The following is a 16857-nucleotide window of genomic DNA, read 5'->3' on the forward strand; positions in this document are numbered from 1 at the left end:
GGCGCTTGCCCTTCGCAGCCGATCTGCCATTGTGGCGCGCGACCCGATCAGGAGACTTTCGATGACTCGTCCCGCCCGTCGCCCGTCCGCCCCGCGGCCGCGCCTTCTTCTTGCCGCGACGCTCGGCCTTGCGCTGGCCGGCGCGGGCGCCCTGCCCCGCAGCGCGGCGGCCGAAGGGTTCGATCTGTCGCAGATGACCCCGGATCAGAAGGCGGCCTTCGGCAAGGCCGTGCACGATTACCTGATGGAACATCCCGAGGTGCTGGTCGAGGCCTATTCCAAGCTGCAGGAGCAGCAGGCCCAGCAGCAGGCCGCCGACGACGAGAGCCTCGTCAAGGCAAATGCCAATGCGCTGTTCCACGACCCGAATTCCTGGGTCGGCGGCAACCCGAAGGGCGACATCACGCTGGTCGAGTTCATGGATTACCGCTGCGGCTACTGCAAGAAGGCGATGCCCGAGGTCGCGAAGCTGCTCAAGACCGACGGCAAGATCCGCTACATCGTCAAGGAATTCCCGATCCTGACCGAGCAATCGGTGATCGGCGCCCGCTTCGCCATCGCCACGCGGCAGGTCGCGGGCGACGCGGCCTATGCCAAGGTGCACGACGCGCTGATGGCGATGCGCGGCCCGATCAACGAAGCCTCGCTCAAGGCGCTCGCCGACACGCTGGACCTCGACTACGACGCGATCTCCGCCAGGACCGACAGCGCCTCGGTCAACAAGGTGATCGCCGAGAACCACGCGCTGGCCGCGCGGCTGAAGATCAACGGCACGCCGACCTTCGTGCTGGGTGGCGACATGCTGCGGGGCTACGTCCCCTACGACCAGCTCAAGGAGATCGTGGCCGAGATCCGCACCGACCGCAACGCCGCCCCGACCAGCACCAGCGGCGCATCCAGCACCCCGCCCGCCACCGGCGACAACGGCTGATCGCCAGCCCCCGCCGCCGGCTTCGGACGCTTCGGATCGGGGGGCTTCGGACGGCGCCCATCGCGAAGAGACCGGCACCGTTCGGCGGCGACGGCCCGTTCCGTCTCCCGACGCCCGCGCATGCGAAGGGGCCCGATCACCGGGCCCCCTGCGGTTTCCACATCGCGGCTGCGGATCAGTTCACGACCTTCACGATGGTGCGGTTGTGCGGGTTCACCACCACCGGCTGACCGTCGGCATAGAAATACGACAGCTTCGAATGCGGTACCGGGGTCAGCGCCACGCTGTCGGGCACCACGACGCCGGTGCGGATGTCGCCACGGTACTGCACCGGGGCCACCGGGTGGGCGGTGACGTAGGTCGTCACCTCCTTGTCGGGGCCGGTCGCGATCAGGCCGCTCGCCGCGCCGACCACGGCGCCCGCCGCGGCGCCCACCGGACCACCGACCGCGGCCCCGGTCGCGGCACCGGCCAGAAGGCCCGCGCTGGCGTTACGGGTCTGCTTTTCCTTGTCGTAATGCAGCGTCTGAATCCGCATCGTCTCGGGCGCCTGCGCCACGGCATAGGCCTGGTTGCCCTGCATCACCTGGATGTCCCGGGCCGAGATCCAGCCGGTCTTGCCGCCATAATTCACCTGGCACCAGTCGTTCGAGGCGAGGCAGCCGTCGAGCGCGATGGTGGTGTTCTGCGGCACCTGCTCGACCGTCTCGTAACGCGTGCCCGGGCCGGTCATCACCGTCCCGCGCGAGACGACCATCGCCTGGGTGCGGGTGGTGGTCACGCTTCCGTCGCCGTTCACCGTGGTCTGGGTGGTGGTCGCGGCGGGCGCCGGCGCGGGGGCGGGTGCGCTCGGCGTGGTGATGACGGTGGTGTCGGCGAAGGCCGTCCCGGCGGCAGCGATCGCGAGGGCCGAAGCGGCGGCGATGATGCGGGTCTTGGACATCTGTCTTTCTCCGTATGCTGAGTGGCGCCCGGTTCATCCGGCGCCCGATGCGAGAGAAACGACGGCCCGGGACGCCCAGGTCCGGGGCAGGATCGCCATGTTACAGCCCCTGGCCCTTTTCGGCGCGCGGGAACCGGCGAAATGGCAGCTTTCCGCCGCGGAACCCGCGCCCCGGTTCGCTGTGGAACTTTCGCCCATCATCCGCAACGGCTTTGCCCCGGATCCCCCCAGAGGTTCACCCCCCACGCCGGGCGCGTCGCTGTGTTCCTGCGCCGAAAAGATCCCCTCGACTGCGGGCATGGAGCCCCCGGCTCGGCGGCGGAAGTCGCGAGGTCGTCGGCTGAGATGGACGAAGGATAAGGACCCGAGAGGGTGATGGATGCGAGGCAACCGCCTTCGCCTCGAAAGCGCCCCCGGATCGGGCCTGCACGTCGGCTGCAAGGGCAGACATCCCCCGAGCGCCCGCCTTGCCCCACATCGCTTCCGAAGATTTGCCCCGCCGCGGCCCCGCCCCTTGCCGCCCCGCAAAGCGCCACAACATGCGAAAACGCCCCCGCAGCGAAGTGCGGGGGCGTTCGAATGTCCGGCGGCGATCAGGCGCCGCGGGTCCGGGTCAGACGGTCCGGATCAGTTCACGACCTGGACGACCGTGCGGTCCGACGGGTTCACGATCACCGGCTTGTTGTCCGAGTAGAAGTAGGCGTAATCGGAATTCGGCACCGGCGTCAGCGACACGGTCTTGGGGATAACCACGCCCTGCTTGATGTTGCCCTCGACCTTCACCGTCGGCGTCGGGTTGTTGATCGTGTAGGTCGTCACGGTCTTGGTCGGCGCCTTCATCGAGCCGTTGACGGCCCCGACGGCGGCACCGACGACAGCCCCGGCGGCGGCACCGGCCGGCCCACCGATCGTCGCCCCGGTCGCAGCCCCGATCGACGCGGTCGAGGCGGCATCCACCCCGTCGGCGTTCTTGTGGTATTCGACCGTGTTCACGTTCTTGGAGCCCTGGGCATCGGCAAGGCTGTAGGTCTGACCGTTGGCGTCGACCGTGATGTCCTTGGCGGGCATCCAGCCTTCCTTGCCGTCGACGTCGACCTTGCACCAGTCATGCGTCTCGAGGCAGCCGGTGACGTTCATCCGGGTCTTGGCCGGCACCTGCTTCATCGAGGTATAGCCGGTGCCCGGACCTGTCATGATCGTGGTCGGTACCGAGATATAGGCCTCGGTCGTGGTGGTGGTCACCGTGCCATCCTTGTTGATCGTCTTGGTAACGGTCTTGCCGTTCCCGTCCTGCACCACCTTGGTGTGGACCTCAGGCTTGGTGATCTTCTCGTTGTTGGCGTTCTGATCGGCATAGGCCGCGCTGAAAGAGGTCAGGGCGAAGACCGAGACGGCGGCGGTAGCGGCAATGAACTTATTCGTGGACATGTTCTATCCTCCAGTTCTGCGGGGCGCGGATCACCCGCGCCGTGATGGCGGAAGAACAGCCGAGGCGGCGGCAGGGTCCGCCCCCCGGTGTGGGGATCGGATTTTCGGCGAAAATCCGCTCAGACGCAGTTCGGCGCAAAGCAGGTTCCCGCCAAAGCCGAAAAGATAGTGACTCAGCCCGCGGTTCCTTCGGGAACCTTTCCCGGGGCGCTGCCCGCGTCGGCCTCTTCGCGCGCCTTCTCGGCCTCGATCTCGGCTGCGCGGGTCTCGACCAGGCCAACGATATGGTCGATCATCTGGTCGTTCGACATCTTGTGACTCTGCTTGCCGGCCATGTAGACCATGCCGCTGCCCGCGCCGCCGCCGGTGAAGCCCACGTCGGTCATCAGCGCCTCGCCCGGGCCGTTCACCACGCAGCCGATGATGGACAGGCTCATCGAGGTGGTGACATGGGCCAGCCGGTCCTCCAGCTTCTCGACCGTCTTGATCACGTCGAAGCCCTGCCGCGCACAGGACGGGCACGAGATGATGGTGACGCCGCGATGCCTGAGGCCCAGCGACTTCAGGATCTCGTAGCCCACCTTCACCTCCTCGACCGGATCGGCCGAGAGCGAGACGCGGATCGTGTCGCCGATCCCCATCCACAGCAGGTTGCCAAGGCCGATCGCCGATTTCACCGTGCCCGAGACCAGTCCCCCCGCCTCGGTGATCCCGAGGTGGATCGGCGCGTCGGTCGCATCGGCCAGCTGCTGGTATGCGGCGGCGGCAAGGAACACGTCCGAAGCCTTCACCGAGATCTTGAATTCGTGGAAGTCGTTGTCCTGCAGGATGCGGATGTGGTCGAGGCCGCTTTCCACCATCGCCTCGGGGCACGGCTCGCCGTATTTCTCCAGCAGGTGCCGCTCCAGGCTGCCGGCGTTCACCCCGATGCGGATGGAACAGCCGTGGTCGCGTGCGGCCTTGATGACCTCCCTCACGCGGCCCGCGTCGCCGATGTTGCCCGGGTTGATGCGCAGGCAGGCGGCGCCCGCCTCGGCGGCCTCGATCGCGCGCTTGTAGTGGAAGTGGATGTCAGCGACGATCGGCACCGGGCTTTCCGCCACGATCTCGCGCAGCGCGCGGGTCGAGGCCTCGTCCGGGGTCGAGACGCGCACGATGTCGGCGCCCGCGGCGGCGCAGCGCTGCACCTGTTCGATCGTGGCCTTCACATCCGACGTGTCGGTGTTTGTCATCGTCTGGACCGAGATCGGGGCATCGCCGCCGACGGCGACGTTGCCGACCATGATCTGGCGCGACTTGCGGCGCGCGATGTCGCGCCACGGACGGACGGGATTGTGGGACATGGGGCGCGGCTCCTGACCTTGCAGTTCCGCCCCCAGATAGCCCGGGACGGCGGGGTCATCAACAGCGCAGCCATCCGGCACGTGGCATCGGCAGCGATCCGCGGCCCCTGCGGGTCCCCGCAGAAGGCCATCTTGCCGGGCTCACCGGCACCATGTCACCGGCACCATATCGCCGGGGCAGGATCACCGGGTCAGCGGTTTACCGGATCACTGGGTCGGCAGTTTCTGTGGCTGGGCCTGGGCCACCGCCACCGCGCCGGCGAGGTCGGGGTTCCGCGCGAGGTCGGCCACCTGGTACTTCTGCTCGAGGTCCGAGGGTGTCAGCGTGAGGTTCTTCACCACCTGCGCCCCCGGGGCGGCAGGGCCATAGGCCTTGCCGTTGACCATGAAGTAGACCGAGCCGGAATTGCCCGCACGAAGGGTGGCCGGTTCCGCGCCCTGCGGCACGGTATAGCGTTCACCTGCGTCGAGGATCTTCTCGAACAGCACGGTCCCGTCGGCGGCACGCACCCGCACCCAGGCCGGGCGCACGGCAAGCACCTGCACCGCCGGGGCCGCGTCTGCCGTCACCTTGATCTGGCCATCGCCTCCGACGCCGGGTGCCGCGCCGAGGGTCTGCCCCAGCGCCGCCGCAACCGCGGAATTCGCCGCCGCCGACACGGCGTCGGGTGAGGACCCGTTCCCCGCCGCCGGAAGCGCGCTGCCGCCGTCGGCGCTGGCCATGGCGCTGTCGTCGGCCTGCGCCGAGAGCGCCCCGAGCGAGCCCGGCTTGATCGCCGCGATCGGCCCGTCGCGCGCCACCATCACCGGCACGTCAAGCGCCTGCGGACGGTAGAGCCGCGCCATCTTGTCATCCGACGGCGTGGTCACGCCCGCTTCCTTGTCCTTGTCGGGAAGCGCCGCGACATTGGCCAGCGGGTCGAGATCGGCCACCGCGCCGGGGGCCTGGTCGACCGGAGCCAGTTGCACGCGCTGCACCTGCTGCAGCACCGACCAGCCGCCGTAACCGATACCGCCGATCAGCGCGATCAGCACGACGAGGGACCCGATCGCGCGCGGTTCGAACCCAGTGAACATCGCCGGAGCGCGCGGCACGAAGGTGGCGTTCGGGTTGGCCAGCGGATCGCGGAAGCCCGGCTTTGCCGTGCCGGCCGCCGGCCGGGATGCCACCTTGCCGCGCGTCTTCTGCAGCGCGCCGATACCAATGCCGCCGAAGGTGCTGCCCAGCCCGATCTTGCCAGACCCGATCTTGCCGGAACCCGCCTTGCCCGATCCGGACCGGTCGGTCTCCGCCGCGCTGCCCTGGCCGAAGCCCTGCCCGGCGAAGCTGCGCGATCCCGATTTGCCCTGCTGACCCGCGCCGGGGGCCTGCCCCTTGCCGCCGGCGATGCCCGACAGCCCGTGCGAGACCGAGAAATCGGCTTCCTGGCAGAACCGGCCATAGGCCCATTCAGGATCCATCCCGAGATAGCGCGCGTAAGAGCGCACGTAGCCCGCGACGAAACCCGGCGTCTCGAAGGCAGAGACGTCGCAATTCTCGATCGCCGCGACATAGGTCGCCTTGATCTTGAGTTCGCGCTGAACGTCGAGAAGCGACTTGCCAAGCGTGGCCCGTTCGCCCCGCATGACATCGCCGAGACGGAGCTCGAAATCATCGAACCCCTTCGGCTTATCCTCGTCGCCCGTCGAAGGACGTCCCCTTCGCCCGATCATTGAAACTGCCCCATGCCTGCCCTGCACGCTTGTTAGAAGCCGCCCGATTTTACCGGAACCGTCCGATCTTCCCCAAGAATCGACTCAACCCCGGTCGAGCTATTGTGATTAACTTTATCACAGAGGGACGGCAATGACACCCGGCGAAGGGGTCAGGCGGGCATCTCGGCGCGATTTAGCGCACACCGTGCCCAAAGTCTGTCCATCGCCTTCACGAGGTGGTCGATCTGCTTCGGATCGTGCACCGGCGACGGCGTGAACCGCAGCCGTTCGGTGCCCCGCGGCACGGTCGGGAAGTTGATCGGCTGGACGTAGACGCCGAATTCCTCGAGCAGCATGTCGGACAGCATCTTGCAATGCACCGGGTGGCCGACATGGACCGGCACGATGTGGCTGCCGTGGTCGATGATCGGCATCCCCAGCCCCTTCAGGCGCATCTTCAGGATCTTCGCGTGCAGCTGTTGCGCGTCGCGCAGCTTCTGCCCCTCGGCCGTCTTCAGGAAGGCGATCGAGGCCGCCGCCCCGGCGGCCACCGCCGGCGGCAAAGAGGTGGTGAAGATGAAGCCCGGCGCGTAGGAGCGCACGGCGTCAACCATCTTGGCGCTGGCCGCGATGTAGCCGCCGAACACGCCATAGGCCTTGCCCAGCGTGCCGTTGATGATGTCGATCCGACCGGCGAGGTTGTCACGCTCCGACACGCCGCCGCCGCGCGGGCCGTACATGCCGACCGCGTGCACCTCGTCGAGATAGGTGAGCGCGCCGAATTCCTCGGCCAGGTCGCAGAAGCCTTCCAGCGGACCGAAATCGCCATCCATCGAATAGATCGACTCGAAGGCGATCAGCTTCGGCGCGGCCGGGTCGTCGGCCGCGAGCTTGGCGCGCAAATCGGCAAGGTCGTTGTGCTTGAAGATCCGCTTGGCCCCGCCGTTGCGGCGGATGCCCTCGATCATCGAGGCGTGGTTGAGCTCGTCCGAATAGATGATCAGGCCCGGGAACAGCTTGGGCAGGGTCGACAGCGTGGCGTCATTGGCGATGTAGGCGGAGGAGAAGACCAGCGCGGCCTCCTTCCCGTGCAGATCCGCCAGCTCCGCCTCGAGCCGCTTGTGATAGACGGTGGTGCCCGAAATGTTGCGCGTGCCCCCCGATCCGGCGCCGGTGGCGTCCAGCGCCTCGTGCATCGCGGCCAGCACCGCCGGGTGCTGCCCCATGCCGAGATAGTCGTTGCCGCACCAGATGGTGATTTCCTTGCGGGCGCCGTCGGGCCGGGTCCAGTCCGCCTTGGGAAACGCCCCCTTCTCACGCTCGATATCGATGAAGACGCGGTAGCGCCCTTCGTCGTGCAGGCGAGTCAGTGCTGCGTCGAGTGCTTCGGAATAGTTCATCGTCGTCTCCCTTGCCCTGTGCGGCTGGGTACGGGCCTACCGGTCCTGTTCACATGTGGCCTTGATATTAATCAAATCGCAACAAGGCCAGTGCGCAAAATGACGCTTTCCCGTGAACGGCCGGTAAAAACCCTTATTCGGCGATGATCACGGCGCAGTCTGCGGCATTCTGTCCCTGCTGGGCCTTGGCGCGACATGCCTGGACCGCCTTCTTCTCGGCTCCTGCCCCGAGGCCCAGCCCGAACAGCCCCGACGACCGCGAGATCGCCAGCGCCTTGGGTGCCCTCGCCGAGAGGTATTTCTCGTCGAACACCTGCGTCGCGTCGGCCGAAAGCTGCAGCGCACGGCCCGGGCGGTAGCCCTTGGGCAGGATGCGGGCGGCGACGACGCAGCGGGCCTTGGCGCTCTTGCGCGCATCGCAGGCGGCCAGCGCGGCGCGCTCGGCGGGTTCGATCGAATGGTAATTTGCGGCAGCGACGGTGGCCTCGTTCAGCAGCCCGTCGCCGGGCGACACGGCGATCGCGCCGTAATACTTCTGGCTGGCGCCGACGGTGCGCAGCACCTCGGTTTCCTTGCGGCCGAAGCCCGGCACCTTCATCACCTGAACCTCGGCGCCCTTGGCGGGATAGAGCATGCCTTTGGCCTGGGCACCTTGAAGCGGCGCGGCCTGCGCCGCCACGGCGGGGATGAGAAGCGCGGCGGTGAGCGCGGCCGCTGCGGCCATGGGCGCACGGCTGAGAATCCGGTGGGTCATGCGTGTCTCCGTCTTCGTTGCGGGGCGCACCCTACTGCGCGGGGCGGGCAGACGACAGCCCCCGCGCGGGGCGCCGGTCGGCAGGGAAACGCCGCCCGGGCCGCCCCCGGTTCCCTGCCCCCCCGTACGTGCGCGCCCGAAGCGCCCGCCAGTGGGCCCGCCGGGGTGTCAGTCGCGCAGGACGAGGCGGCACGCCTGCGCGCCGGGACCGAAGGCGCAGGTCGCGCCCGCCTCGGTGTCGTGGCAGTCGAATTCCGTATCCGACGCCGCCCGCGCGCCCTTCCGGCAGGCCGCGAGGGCGCGGGGCGCCGCGTCCTGCCCCAGAGCCAGCGCGGCGCCGGTGCCGCCCGGGGCGATCGCCATCGCGGCGGGGCCGCCCTCGGGCATGTAGCGTTCCTGGTACATCAGCGTGGCGCGGGCGCTGAGCTGAAGCACCCGGCCCTTGACCCAACCCGGCGGCAGGACATGGGCGATCACGACGCAATCGCTCGCCTGCGCCTTGGCGTTGCAGCGCGCCCGCGCCGCCGCGCCCGCCGCCTCGGGCGAATGGAACCCCGCGGCCATCGCATAGCCGATCCGGTGCCGCCCCACCTTGCGCGCGGCAACCGCGCCGTAGAACGGAAGATCCGCCGCCGCGTCACGTATCTGCTTCAACGCCGGACCGGTGACACCGAGGTCAGGCACGAAGCGCAGCTCCGCCTGGTCATAGGGATAAAGCAACGCCTGCGCCTTGGCATCGTCGACCGGCAGGTCCGTCGGCGTTGCTGTGCCTGGCGCGGGGGCATCCGCGGCGGGCCCGGCGGTCGTCGCGGGCGCCACCCCCTGCGCCGAAGCCATACTCGACACCAGCAGTGCGGCAAGTGCCACGCCCGCCGCGCCCCCCGCCGTCAGCCCAAACCCCGGACCAAGATCCGCCCGTCCCGCCATGCGCCTCTCTCCCCTCTCCTCGGTCGCGGGCAGCCTATCGCCGTGCGCCCGCTCTGGACAGTGCCTAGCCGGGTGCTAGGCTCCGCCCGACCGAAACACCAGGTGCCGGCTCCGCGCCGGCCCGCCACAGGAGACCCCGCATGAGTTCCAAAGCCCCGATCGAAAAGGTCCTTTCCCGGATCGACGCAGATATCGATACCTCGGTCGAGCGGCTGATGGAGCTGATGCGGATCCCGTCGATCTCGACCGACCCGGCCTACAAGGACGATACCGCGAAGGCCGCCGACTGGCTGGTGAAGGAACTCACCGAACTGGGCTTCGACGCCAGCGTTCGCCCCACCAAGGGCCACCCGATGGTCGTGGCCCACCACCGTGCCGAAGGGCCGCACATCCTGTTCTACGGCCATTACGACGTGCAGCCGGTCGACCCGCTGAAACTGTGGGACCGCGACCCGTTCGATCCCGCGATCGAGGACACCGCGGCGGGCAAGGTGATCCGCGGCCGGGGCGCGGCCGACGACAAGGGCCAGCTGATGACCTTCATCGAGGCCTGCCGCGCCTACAAGGCCGAGACCGGCACCCTGCCCGGCAACCTCACCCTGTTCTTCGAGGGCGAGGAGGAATCAGGTTCGCCCTCGATGATCCCCTATCTCGAGGCGCACGGCGACGAGCTGAAATGCGATCTCGCGCTGATCTGCGACACCGGCCTGTTCGAATCGCGCACCCCCGCGATCACCACCATGCTGCGCGGGCTGGCCAAGGTGGAATTCACCGTGAAGGCGGCCAAGCGCGACCTGCACTCGGGGATGTACGGCGGCCTTGCGCAGAACCCGATCCGGGTGCTGACGCGGATCCTCGGCGGGCTCTTCGACGCGCACGGCGCCTGCGTCGTGCCCGGCTTCTACGACGACGTGGACGAACTGCCCGACGAGGTGCGCGCGCAATGGCAGGCGCTGGCCTTCGACCACGCGTCCTTCCTAGGCGATGTCGGCCTCTCGGTGCCGGCGGGCGAAGAGGGCCGCACCCCGCTGGAGATGATCTGGTCGCGGCCCACGGCCGAGATCAACGGCATCTGGGGCGGCTACACCGGCGCCGGTTTCAAGACCGTGCTGCCGTCCGAGGCCTCGGCCAAGGTGTCGTTCCGGCTGGTGTCGCGCCAGGATCCGAAGAAGATCCTCAGCGCCTTCCACGACTGGATCGCGGCGCAACTCCCCGAGGATTGCGAACTGGTCTGGTCGGAGCCCGAGGGCAGCGCCGCCTCGACCATGGCAATCTCCAACCCCGCCTTCGAGGCCGCGCGCCAGGCGCTGACCGAGGAATGGGGCGTGCCCGCGGCCTACGTCGGCTGCGGGGGCTCGATCCCGATCGCGGGCTTCTTCCAGAACCTCCTGGGCATGGACACGATGCTGATCGGCTTCGGCCGCGACGACGACCAGATCCATTCGCCGAACGAGAAATACGACCTGGCCTGCTATCATCACGGCATCCGCAGCTGGGCCCGGATCCTCGACCGCATCGGCGGCTGACAGGCGGCGGCTGACAGGCGGCGGATGCGGCGGGCCCGCCCCCCGCACCCGCCGCTTCCGCGGGGGTTTCACACCCCCGCACCCCCCGATTTCGCGGGGGTTTCACACCCCCGCACCCCCCGATTCCGCGGGGGTTTCACACCCCCGCACCCCCGTGGGATATTTCTACTCAAAAGAAAGGCGGGCCCTCGTCTTCTTCTGAGTCCAAATATCCCGGGGGTGCAGGGGGCAGCGCCCCCGCCGGCCGAACATCTCCATCCCGCGCCGACGTCGGGTTCCGGAGTTTCCCCGCTTCAGCGCGCCAGAACCAGCTCCGCCTTCAGACCGCCGAGGTGACTTTCGCCGAGGTTCAGCCGCCCGCCGTGGCTGCGTGCGGTGTCGGCGGCAATCGACAGGCCCAGGCCCACGCCGCCACCGCGGTTCGGGTCGCGCGCGGAATCGAGCCGGGTGAACGGGCGCAGCGCCTCGTCGCGCCGGGCGGCGGGAATGCCGGGCCCATCGTCCTCGACCACGATATGCACATGGCCCGCCCCGAGCAGAAGGCTCACCTCGGCCCGCTTGCCGTAGCGCACGCCGTTGACCACGAGGTTCTCGACCGCGCGGCCCACCGCCTGCGGTCGCAGCTTGACGCGCAGCCCCTCGGGCGCGTCGATCCGTGCCAGCGTCACGTCCTGTCCCGCGCGGCGCGCGTTCTCGACCACCCGCTGCACCAGCTCTGCCACGTCGACCTCCTCCGGCTCCTCCATCGCGTCGCCCCGGGCGAAGGACAGGAAGGCCTCGAGCAGCCGCTCCATGTCCTCGACATCGCGCGTCAGCGCGGCGGCCTCCTCCTCCGGCTCCATCATCGACAGGCCGAGGCGCAGCCGGGTCAGCGGCGTGCGCAGGTCGTGGCTCACCCCCGAGAGCATCAGCGTGCGCTGCTCGATCTGCCGCTCGATCCGGGCGCGCATGTCGAGGAAGGCGCGCCCCGCCGCCCTCACCTCGATCGCGCCGCGCGGGCGGTAGGGCACGGTCCGGCCCTTGCCGAACTCCTTGGCCGCCGCCGCGAGCCGGGTGATCGGCCTCAGCTGGTTGCGCAGGAAGAGGTAGGAGACCAGCGTCATCAGGAGTGAGGTGAAGAGCATCAGCACCAGGAGCTGGTGCGGGTTCGAGGCCGACACCCGGTCGCGCGAGAACACGACCTCCATCGGGCCCCAGTCGGTCGCCATCGACAGCCGCACCTCGCGCGAGTTGGAGGCGAGGTCCACGCCCTGGACCCGTGCCAGCTTGCTGTCGAGGGTCGAGATCACGCTGCGCCCCGACAGGTCGTAGAATTCCTTGCGGTCCTCGATCGGGCCGTCGGTCGGCAGCGTCACGTCCATCGACAGTGCGTCGCCCAGGCTGACCGCGCGGCTCTCGGCCTCGGTCATGGACGGCGCGTCATTGACCTCGCGCTCCAGATAGGCCACCTCAATGGCGATGTTGTTGGTCATCTGCCGGGTGACGCCTTCGAAGTGCCGCTGGATGAAGACCACCGACACGACCAGCTGAATCGCGATCACCGGGACGATCAGGATCAGCGCGGCCCGGCCCTGCAGGCCGCGCGGGAGGAGAGGTTTGAGGAAGGCCGGTTTCATGCCGGCACCGTACCCGGCCGCCGCGCCAAGAGAAAGCCGCGTCACGAGAGACCCGCGCAGATCGAGCAGCGCAGACCGAGCCGTGCCACCAGAAAGGACGCCCACCGTGACCAAGCCGCCTTCCCGGGATGCCGCCACGACATCCGCCATAACCTCCGGCCGCCCCCCCGCGCCGGCCTTTTCCGGCCTCCCCCCCGAGATCGCCGCCTTCGATCCCCGACCCGGCGTGGTCGAGCAGCTGGCCCCCGGGATCCGCCGGGTGCTGGCCCCCAACCCCTCGGCAATGACCTTCCGCGGCACCAACAGCTACCTGGTGGGCACCGGCACGGTCGCGGTGATCGACCCGGGGCCCGCGCTGCCCGCCCACCGCGACGCGCTGCTGGCCGCTCTCGCCCCGGGCGAGAGGATCAGCCACATCCTCGTCACCCATTCCCATGTCGACCACTCGCCGCTCGCGCCAGAGCTCTCACGCCTGACCGGCGCCCCGGTTCTGGCCTTCGGCGACAGCCGCACCGGCATGAGCCCGGCGATGCGGCACCTCGCCGCCGAGGGCGGGCTTGGCGGCGGTGAGGGCATCGACGCGGCGTTCGCGCCCGACGTCACGCTGGCCGACGACGAGACGATCAGCGGCAGCGACTGGGAGCTGCGCGCGATCTGGACGCCGGGACATCTGTCGAACCACCTGAGTTTCGCGATGGGCGACGCGGTCTTCACTGGCGACGTGGTGATGGGCTGGGCGTCGTCGCTGATCTCCCCGCCCGAAGGGGATCTGGGCGCCTACATGACCTCGCTCGCGCGGCTCCGGACCCTTGGGGCGCGCAGGCTCCACCCGGGCCACGGTGCCCCGGTCGACGATCCCGACGCGCGGCTCTCGGCGCTGATCGCCCACCGCCTCGGGCGCGAGGCGGAAATCCTTGCGGCGCTCTCTGCAGGGCCGGCCACGATCGAGGCCCTGACCCGCGCGATCTATACCGATGTCCCCACGGCGCTCCTGCCCGCCGCTGCCCGGAACGTCTTTGCGCATATCGTTGATCTCATTGAAAGAAACGAGATAGAGGCCAAGGGAACCCCGCTCGTCACCGCGCAGTTTCGCAGGTCCTGAGACGGGTTTTTGAACGCCGCGAACTTTTTGTCAAAAACCCTCTGGACGCCCCCCGGAACGCTTGCTACATAGCCCCCGTGTTCCGGCGTAGCTCAGCGGTAGAGCAGTTGACTGTTAATCAATTGGTCGTAGGTTCGATCCCTACCGCCGGAGCCAAATAAAACAAGAAGTTAGCGGGCGCCCTTCGGGGCGCCTTCTTCGTTTCTGCAACATCTCTGCAACATTTGGCGCACCCCGTTTAAACGGTCGGCTGACTCGCTCGATATTGCCCAGATCACGCCAAAGTTGTGCCCCAAGCGCGCGTTACGCCGTTCCCTAGAAAGGGGCGGCAATGCTTCACTACGCGTCTGGTACACCGAAGAACGACGCCTTTCAGGCGATTGAGAACCAGCTGTGCTCGCAGCGGCTGCTTTCGATGTACCGCGACTACCAGCCGAATGTCTTTCGCTGGCTCAAGGACGTGAAGACAGGCATCAGGAAATTCGACGATTGGCTCGCTTCTAACCGCGATGCTGAACGACTCTTAGACCAGCGGGACCGCTCAGCGCGCCAAATGTTCGAGGAACGCGGCCTGAAAGTCGAATGGCCCGGGTATGCCGCTGCAATGCAGGAGGCGAGCAATCGCCTTCCCGGCGATCCGCCGCAAAAGATCATCCTCGATTCCGGCGCATTCACAGCGTGGAACAAGCCAGCGGACAAGCGAGTCCCGGTCTCCCTTGAAGATCTGATTCCGGCCTACGAGCGTTTCCTGAGCGAGGGCGACAGCCTGTTTGATGAGGTCTGGTTGGTCAACCTCGACGTGATTCCGGGCGAGCCAGGAAGAGACGCGACGCCTGACGAGATCGCGCACGCGACTGCTTGCTCAGACGCAAATCTTAAGCGGCTTCGCTGCGAGTTCGGAGACAAGGTCTTGCCTGTCTTCCACCAAGGCGAAGGAACGGAGCGGTTGCTTGAGGTAATCGACCAAGCGCAAGGCTACCTGTGTCTTTCGCCCACAAACAAGATTCCCGAAGATCGGCGCTGGCAGTGGGCCACCATCGCCCGTTGCGCGCTGTCCGATCTGGACTGCGATGTGCGCACCCACGGGCTTGCGACAACCGGCAACGACATGATCCGCCACGCGACGCTCTTTTCCGGAGACTCGGAGGCATGGCAAAAACACGCAGGCTTCGGGAAAGTCGATCTGATCGACGACGAGACAATTATCGCGGAGCACCCTGTCACCCGATACGCGGGCGACGTGATGGTCGATCAATACACTCGGGTTGAGGAGAAAACCCGCTCGCGCTACCGCGCCTTCCACATTGGGATTGAACGCAACGACTGGGACCGTGGGACCGAGGAGCGGCTGATCGAACAGGTGGACCACATCTCGTTGATCAGCACCGAAAAACAACGGTCGGTTCGCTCTGAGGTCGGAAAGATCATCGCCTTCCCCTTGGCACAAGTCGAGATGCGAGCACGCAGCCTTGTGAATTTGGCGACGTTCCAGAAGCACGCGGCATCTTTTTCATGGAAGGCTCCGACTGGTCCGAGCATCACGGTCAAAGACGGAAATGGGAACGAACTCGACCCGGAGCCGTACTACGGCAAGAAGGTCGAAGTGCGGGCCTATCCAACCCCTGATGCGAGGCAGCGCTTCCTCGCCATGAGCCGGGGGTATCCGGGCCTATGAAGTTTGAAGTGAACCCCGGCCTCGATGCCCAGCCTATGGAGGCGCCGACCGCGACGGTCGATGTGCCGGAAGGTTTCCTCCGCGCGCTGCGTTGGGCAAAGAGGTTCGTCGGCACGCATGAAAAGAGCTTCCCAGCTGGCACCTTCGTCCACATCGCGGGAGACAAGCTCTACGCGACGAACAACCACCATCTTGTCGAGTTGGAGGTTGGGTCTGATCTAGGCTCGGCGCGCTTGTCGGGACGCGACATTGCGGTGCTCACTTCAATCGAGGACGAGCCCAACAAGCTGCGCATTTCGGACACTGAAGTCACCTTCACTTGGTCAGATGGAAGGTGGGTAACATTCCAGACGGAGCCTGTTGCGTTCGACTGGCCGGCAGAGTTCAGAAAGCGCATTGATGCATACTGGACTGAAAGGCAACCAACGGTCTCTCCCGATCCGAAATCGGTCAACCTGCTTGTAGACCGCTCGCGAAAGGAACCGACTGCGTTCGACCTCCCGCTAGGGGAAAGCGGACGACTCGGTCGTGTCGTCGTGTTCCCGAGCGGCGTCTTCTTTCGCAAGGGCAAGTCGAGCATTTCTGATCTGATCGGCGACGGAAATTTTGACCCCCGGTTGGACGACGTGTTCGCAGAAGCAATCAAGGAAACGAAAGTCGCGCAAGAGGCGAAAGCCAAGCAGGTAGAACGCTTGATCTCCCGGATCGACGCAATCCAGAGGCAGATCGAAAACCTTACCGCCGAAAGCGAGGCCTTAGACCAGAAACTCAGGGACCAGCATACTGCTGTCGCAAAGTATCAGAGCGGCGACGACCTAGACGATACCGAACGCGCAATCCTTACCCCGCGCTGCGAGCAACTGAGTTCCCAGAACCGGCGTGACGAAGTCGAGCGAGAATTCGACCGACATGTAGATGCTATCCCGGAAGGGTGGGAAGTCACGGACAAGCGGCTCAAGGACGACTTCATATACATCACGATCCGCCGCGAACGAGTGACGCGGAAGACTCCCGACGACGCGGCTCTAAAGAAAATTCAAAAGGCTGTTTCTCGCCTGTTCACTCCAACATTCGACCGCGCCATTCGTGCGCGCCAAGATCGCCTCGGAACACTTAGTCCAATAAATCCGGGGGCAGGATGAAGATCGAACTGAATGACGAGAATGACCTCTGGCGACTGTTTGGTGGCGATGATCCCGAAACGCCCGGACGCTGGCAGCGGTCATTCAAGAGTCTGCGTCAATACCTCTACGACACCGAACCGTACCACAAGCGCGAGACCACCTTCGGCAAGTTGAAGCAGCGCTTCCCGCTTTCGGATCCTAATCGCCAGTACCTGCTGCTTGGCGAACAGACGCGCGTGCGCGTCGACCAGCAACGGCTGTTGACTGTCGCACGAGCGATGGGAGAGTATGGGCTGATGGTTCAGTATGCTGGTGTCAAACTTGATAAGGACAAAAACCCATCTCGACCATGAGCGGTTGCCACGCTACTCTGTCCGGAAATCACCGCGGAGT

General features: G+C 66.9%; 14 protein-coding genes and 1 tRNA gene. 7 read left to right on the top strand and 8 right to left on the bottom strand.

Features of this window, described 5'->3' with window-relative positions; all coding sequences use genetic code 11:
* Positions 1-61: 61 nt before the first annotated feature.
* Positions 62-931, top strand: a complete 870-nt coding sequence (locus CVV76_RS10910; protein WP_102224666.1) for a DsbA family protein — start codon at positions 62-64, stop codon at positions 929-931.
* Between the two features lie 175 nt (positions 932-1106).
* Here CVV76_RS10910 and CVV76_RS10915 read toward each other — a convergent pair whose 3' ends face one another.
* The 7 genes from CVV76_RS10915 to CVV76_RS10945 all read right to left on the bottom strand — a co-directional run bounded on the left by CVV76_RS10915 (position 1107) and on the right by CVV76_RS10945 (position 9421).
* Positions 1107-1874 (bottom strand): DUF1236 domain-containing protein, encoded by a 768-nt coding sequence (locus CVV76_RS10915; protein ID WP_102224667.1) that lies wholly within the window; start codon positions 1872-1874, stop codon positions 1107-1109.
* A 627-nt stretch (positions 1875-2501) separates the two neighbouring features.
* Positions 2502-3302, bottom strand: coding sequence for a DUF1236 domain-containing protein (locus tag CVV76_RS10920; protein ID WP_102224668.1), 801 nt, complete (start codon positions 3300-3302; stop codon positions 2502-2504).
* A 173-nt stretch (positions 3303-3475) separates the two neighbouring features.
* Positions 3476-4645 (bottom strand): flavodoxin-dependent (E)-4-hydroxy-3-methylbut-2-enyl-diphosphate synthase, encoded by a 1170-nt coding sequence (ispG, locus tag CVV76_RS10925; RefSeq protein ID WP_102224669.1) that lies wholly within the window; start codon positions 4643-4645, stop codon positions 3476-3478.
* 207 nt (positions 4646-4852) lie between these two features.
* Positions 4853-6358 (bottom strand): helix-turn-helix domain-containing protein, encoded by a 1506-nt coding sequence (locus CVV76_RS10930; protein ID WP_233192810.1) that lies wholly within the window; start codon positions 6356-6358, stop codon positions 4853-4855.
* A 152-nt stretch (positions 6359-6510) separates the two neighbouring features.
* Positions 6511-7740 carry a 5-aminolevulinate synthase gene (gene hemA / locus CVV76_RS10935; RefSeq protein ID WP_102224670.1) on the bottom strand — a complete coding sequence of 410 codons (1230 nt, stop codon included), beginning with the start codon at positions 7738-7740 and terminating at the stop codon, positions 6511-6513.
* A 133-nt stretch (positions 7741-7873) separates the two neighbouring features.
* Entirely contained in the window at positions 7874-8494 is a 621-nt protein-coding gene (locus tag CVV76_RS10940) for a 5-aminolevulic acid synthase (protein WP_102224671.1), read from the bottom strand.
* Positions 8495-8662: 168 nt separating this feature from the next.
* On the bottom strand, positions 8663-9421 hold the full coding sequence (locus CVV76_RS10945; protein ID WP_102224672.1) for a hypothetical protein: 759 nt from the start codon (positions 9419-9421) through the stop codon (positions 8663-8665).
* A gap of 140 nt (positions 9422-9561) precedes the next feature.
* Between CVV76_RS10945 and CVV76_RS10950 the strand changes: the two genes are divergently transcribed.
* Positions 9562-10947: a M20/M25/M40 family metallo-hydrolase gene (locus CVV76_RS10950; RefSeq protein WP_102224673.1), complete on the top strand. Its 1386-nt coding sequence runs from the start codon at positions 9562-9564 to the stop codon at positions 10945-10947.
* Between the two features lie 293 nt (positions 10948-11240).
* Here CVV76_RS10950 and CVV76_RS10955 read toward each other — a convergent pair whose 3' ends face one another.
* Positions 11241-12563, bottom strand: coding sequence for an ATP-binding protein (locus CVV76_RS10955; protein ID WP_102224674.1), 1323 nt, complete (start codon positions 12561-12563; stop codon positions 11241-11243).
* 199 nt (positions 12564-12762) lie between these two features.
* On the opposite strand from CVV76_RS10955, the gene CVV76_RS10960 reads away from it, so the two are divergent.
* From CVV76_RS10960 to CVV76_RS10980, 5 genes are all read left to right on the top strand, one after another.
* Positions 12763-13665, top strand: coding sequence for an MBL fold metallo-hydrolase (locus CVV76_RS10960; RefSeq protein ID WP_233192814.1), 903 nt, complete (start codon positions 12763-12765; stop codon positions 13663-13665).
* Positions 13666-13746: 81 nt separating this feature from the next.
* Positions 13747-13821 (top strand) — tRNA-Asn (locus CVV76_RS10965).
* Between the two features lie 175 nt (positions 13822-13996).
* Positions 13997-15340, top strand: coding sequence for a hypothetical protein (locus CVV76_RS10970; RefSeq protein ID WP_102224675.1), 1344 nt, complete (start codon positions 13997-13999; stop codon positions 15338-15340).
* On the top strand, positions 15337-16482 hold the full coding sequence (locus CVV76_RS10975; protein WP_102224676.1) for a coiled-coil domain-containing protein: 1146 nt from the start codon (positions 15337-15339) through the stop codon (positions 16480-16482). Before CVV76_RS10970 ends, CVV76_RS10975 begins: the two co-directional genes overlap by 4 nt.
* Complete coding sequence (locus CVV76_RS10980; RefSeq protein WP_102224677.1) at positions 16479-16817, top strand: hypothetical protein; 339 nt, start codon at positions 16479-16481, stop codon at positions 16815-16817. Before CVV76_RS10975 ends, CVV76_RS10980 begins: the two co-directional genes overlap by 4 nt.
* Positions 16818-16857: the final 40 nt, after the last annotated feature.

Origin of the sequence: Acidimangrovimonas sediminis, assembly GCF_002871005.1 — a bacterium.
Taxonomy (GTDB): Bacteria; Pseudomonadota; Alphaproteobacteria; order Rhodobacterales; family Rhodobacteraceae; genus Acidimangrovimonas; species Acidimangrovimonas sediminis.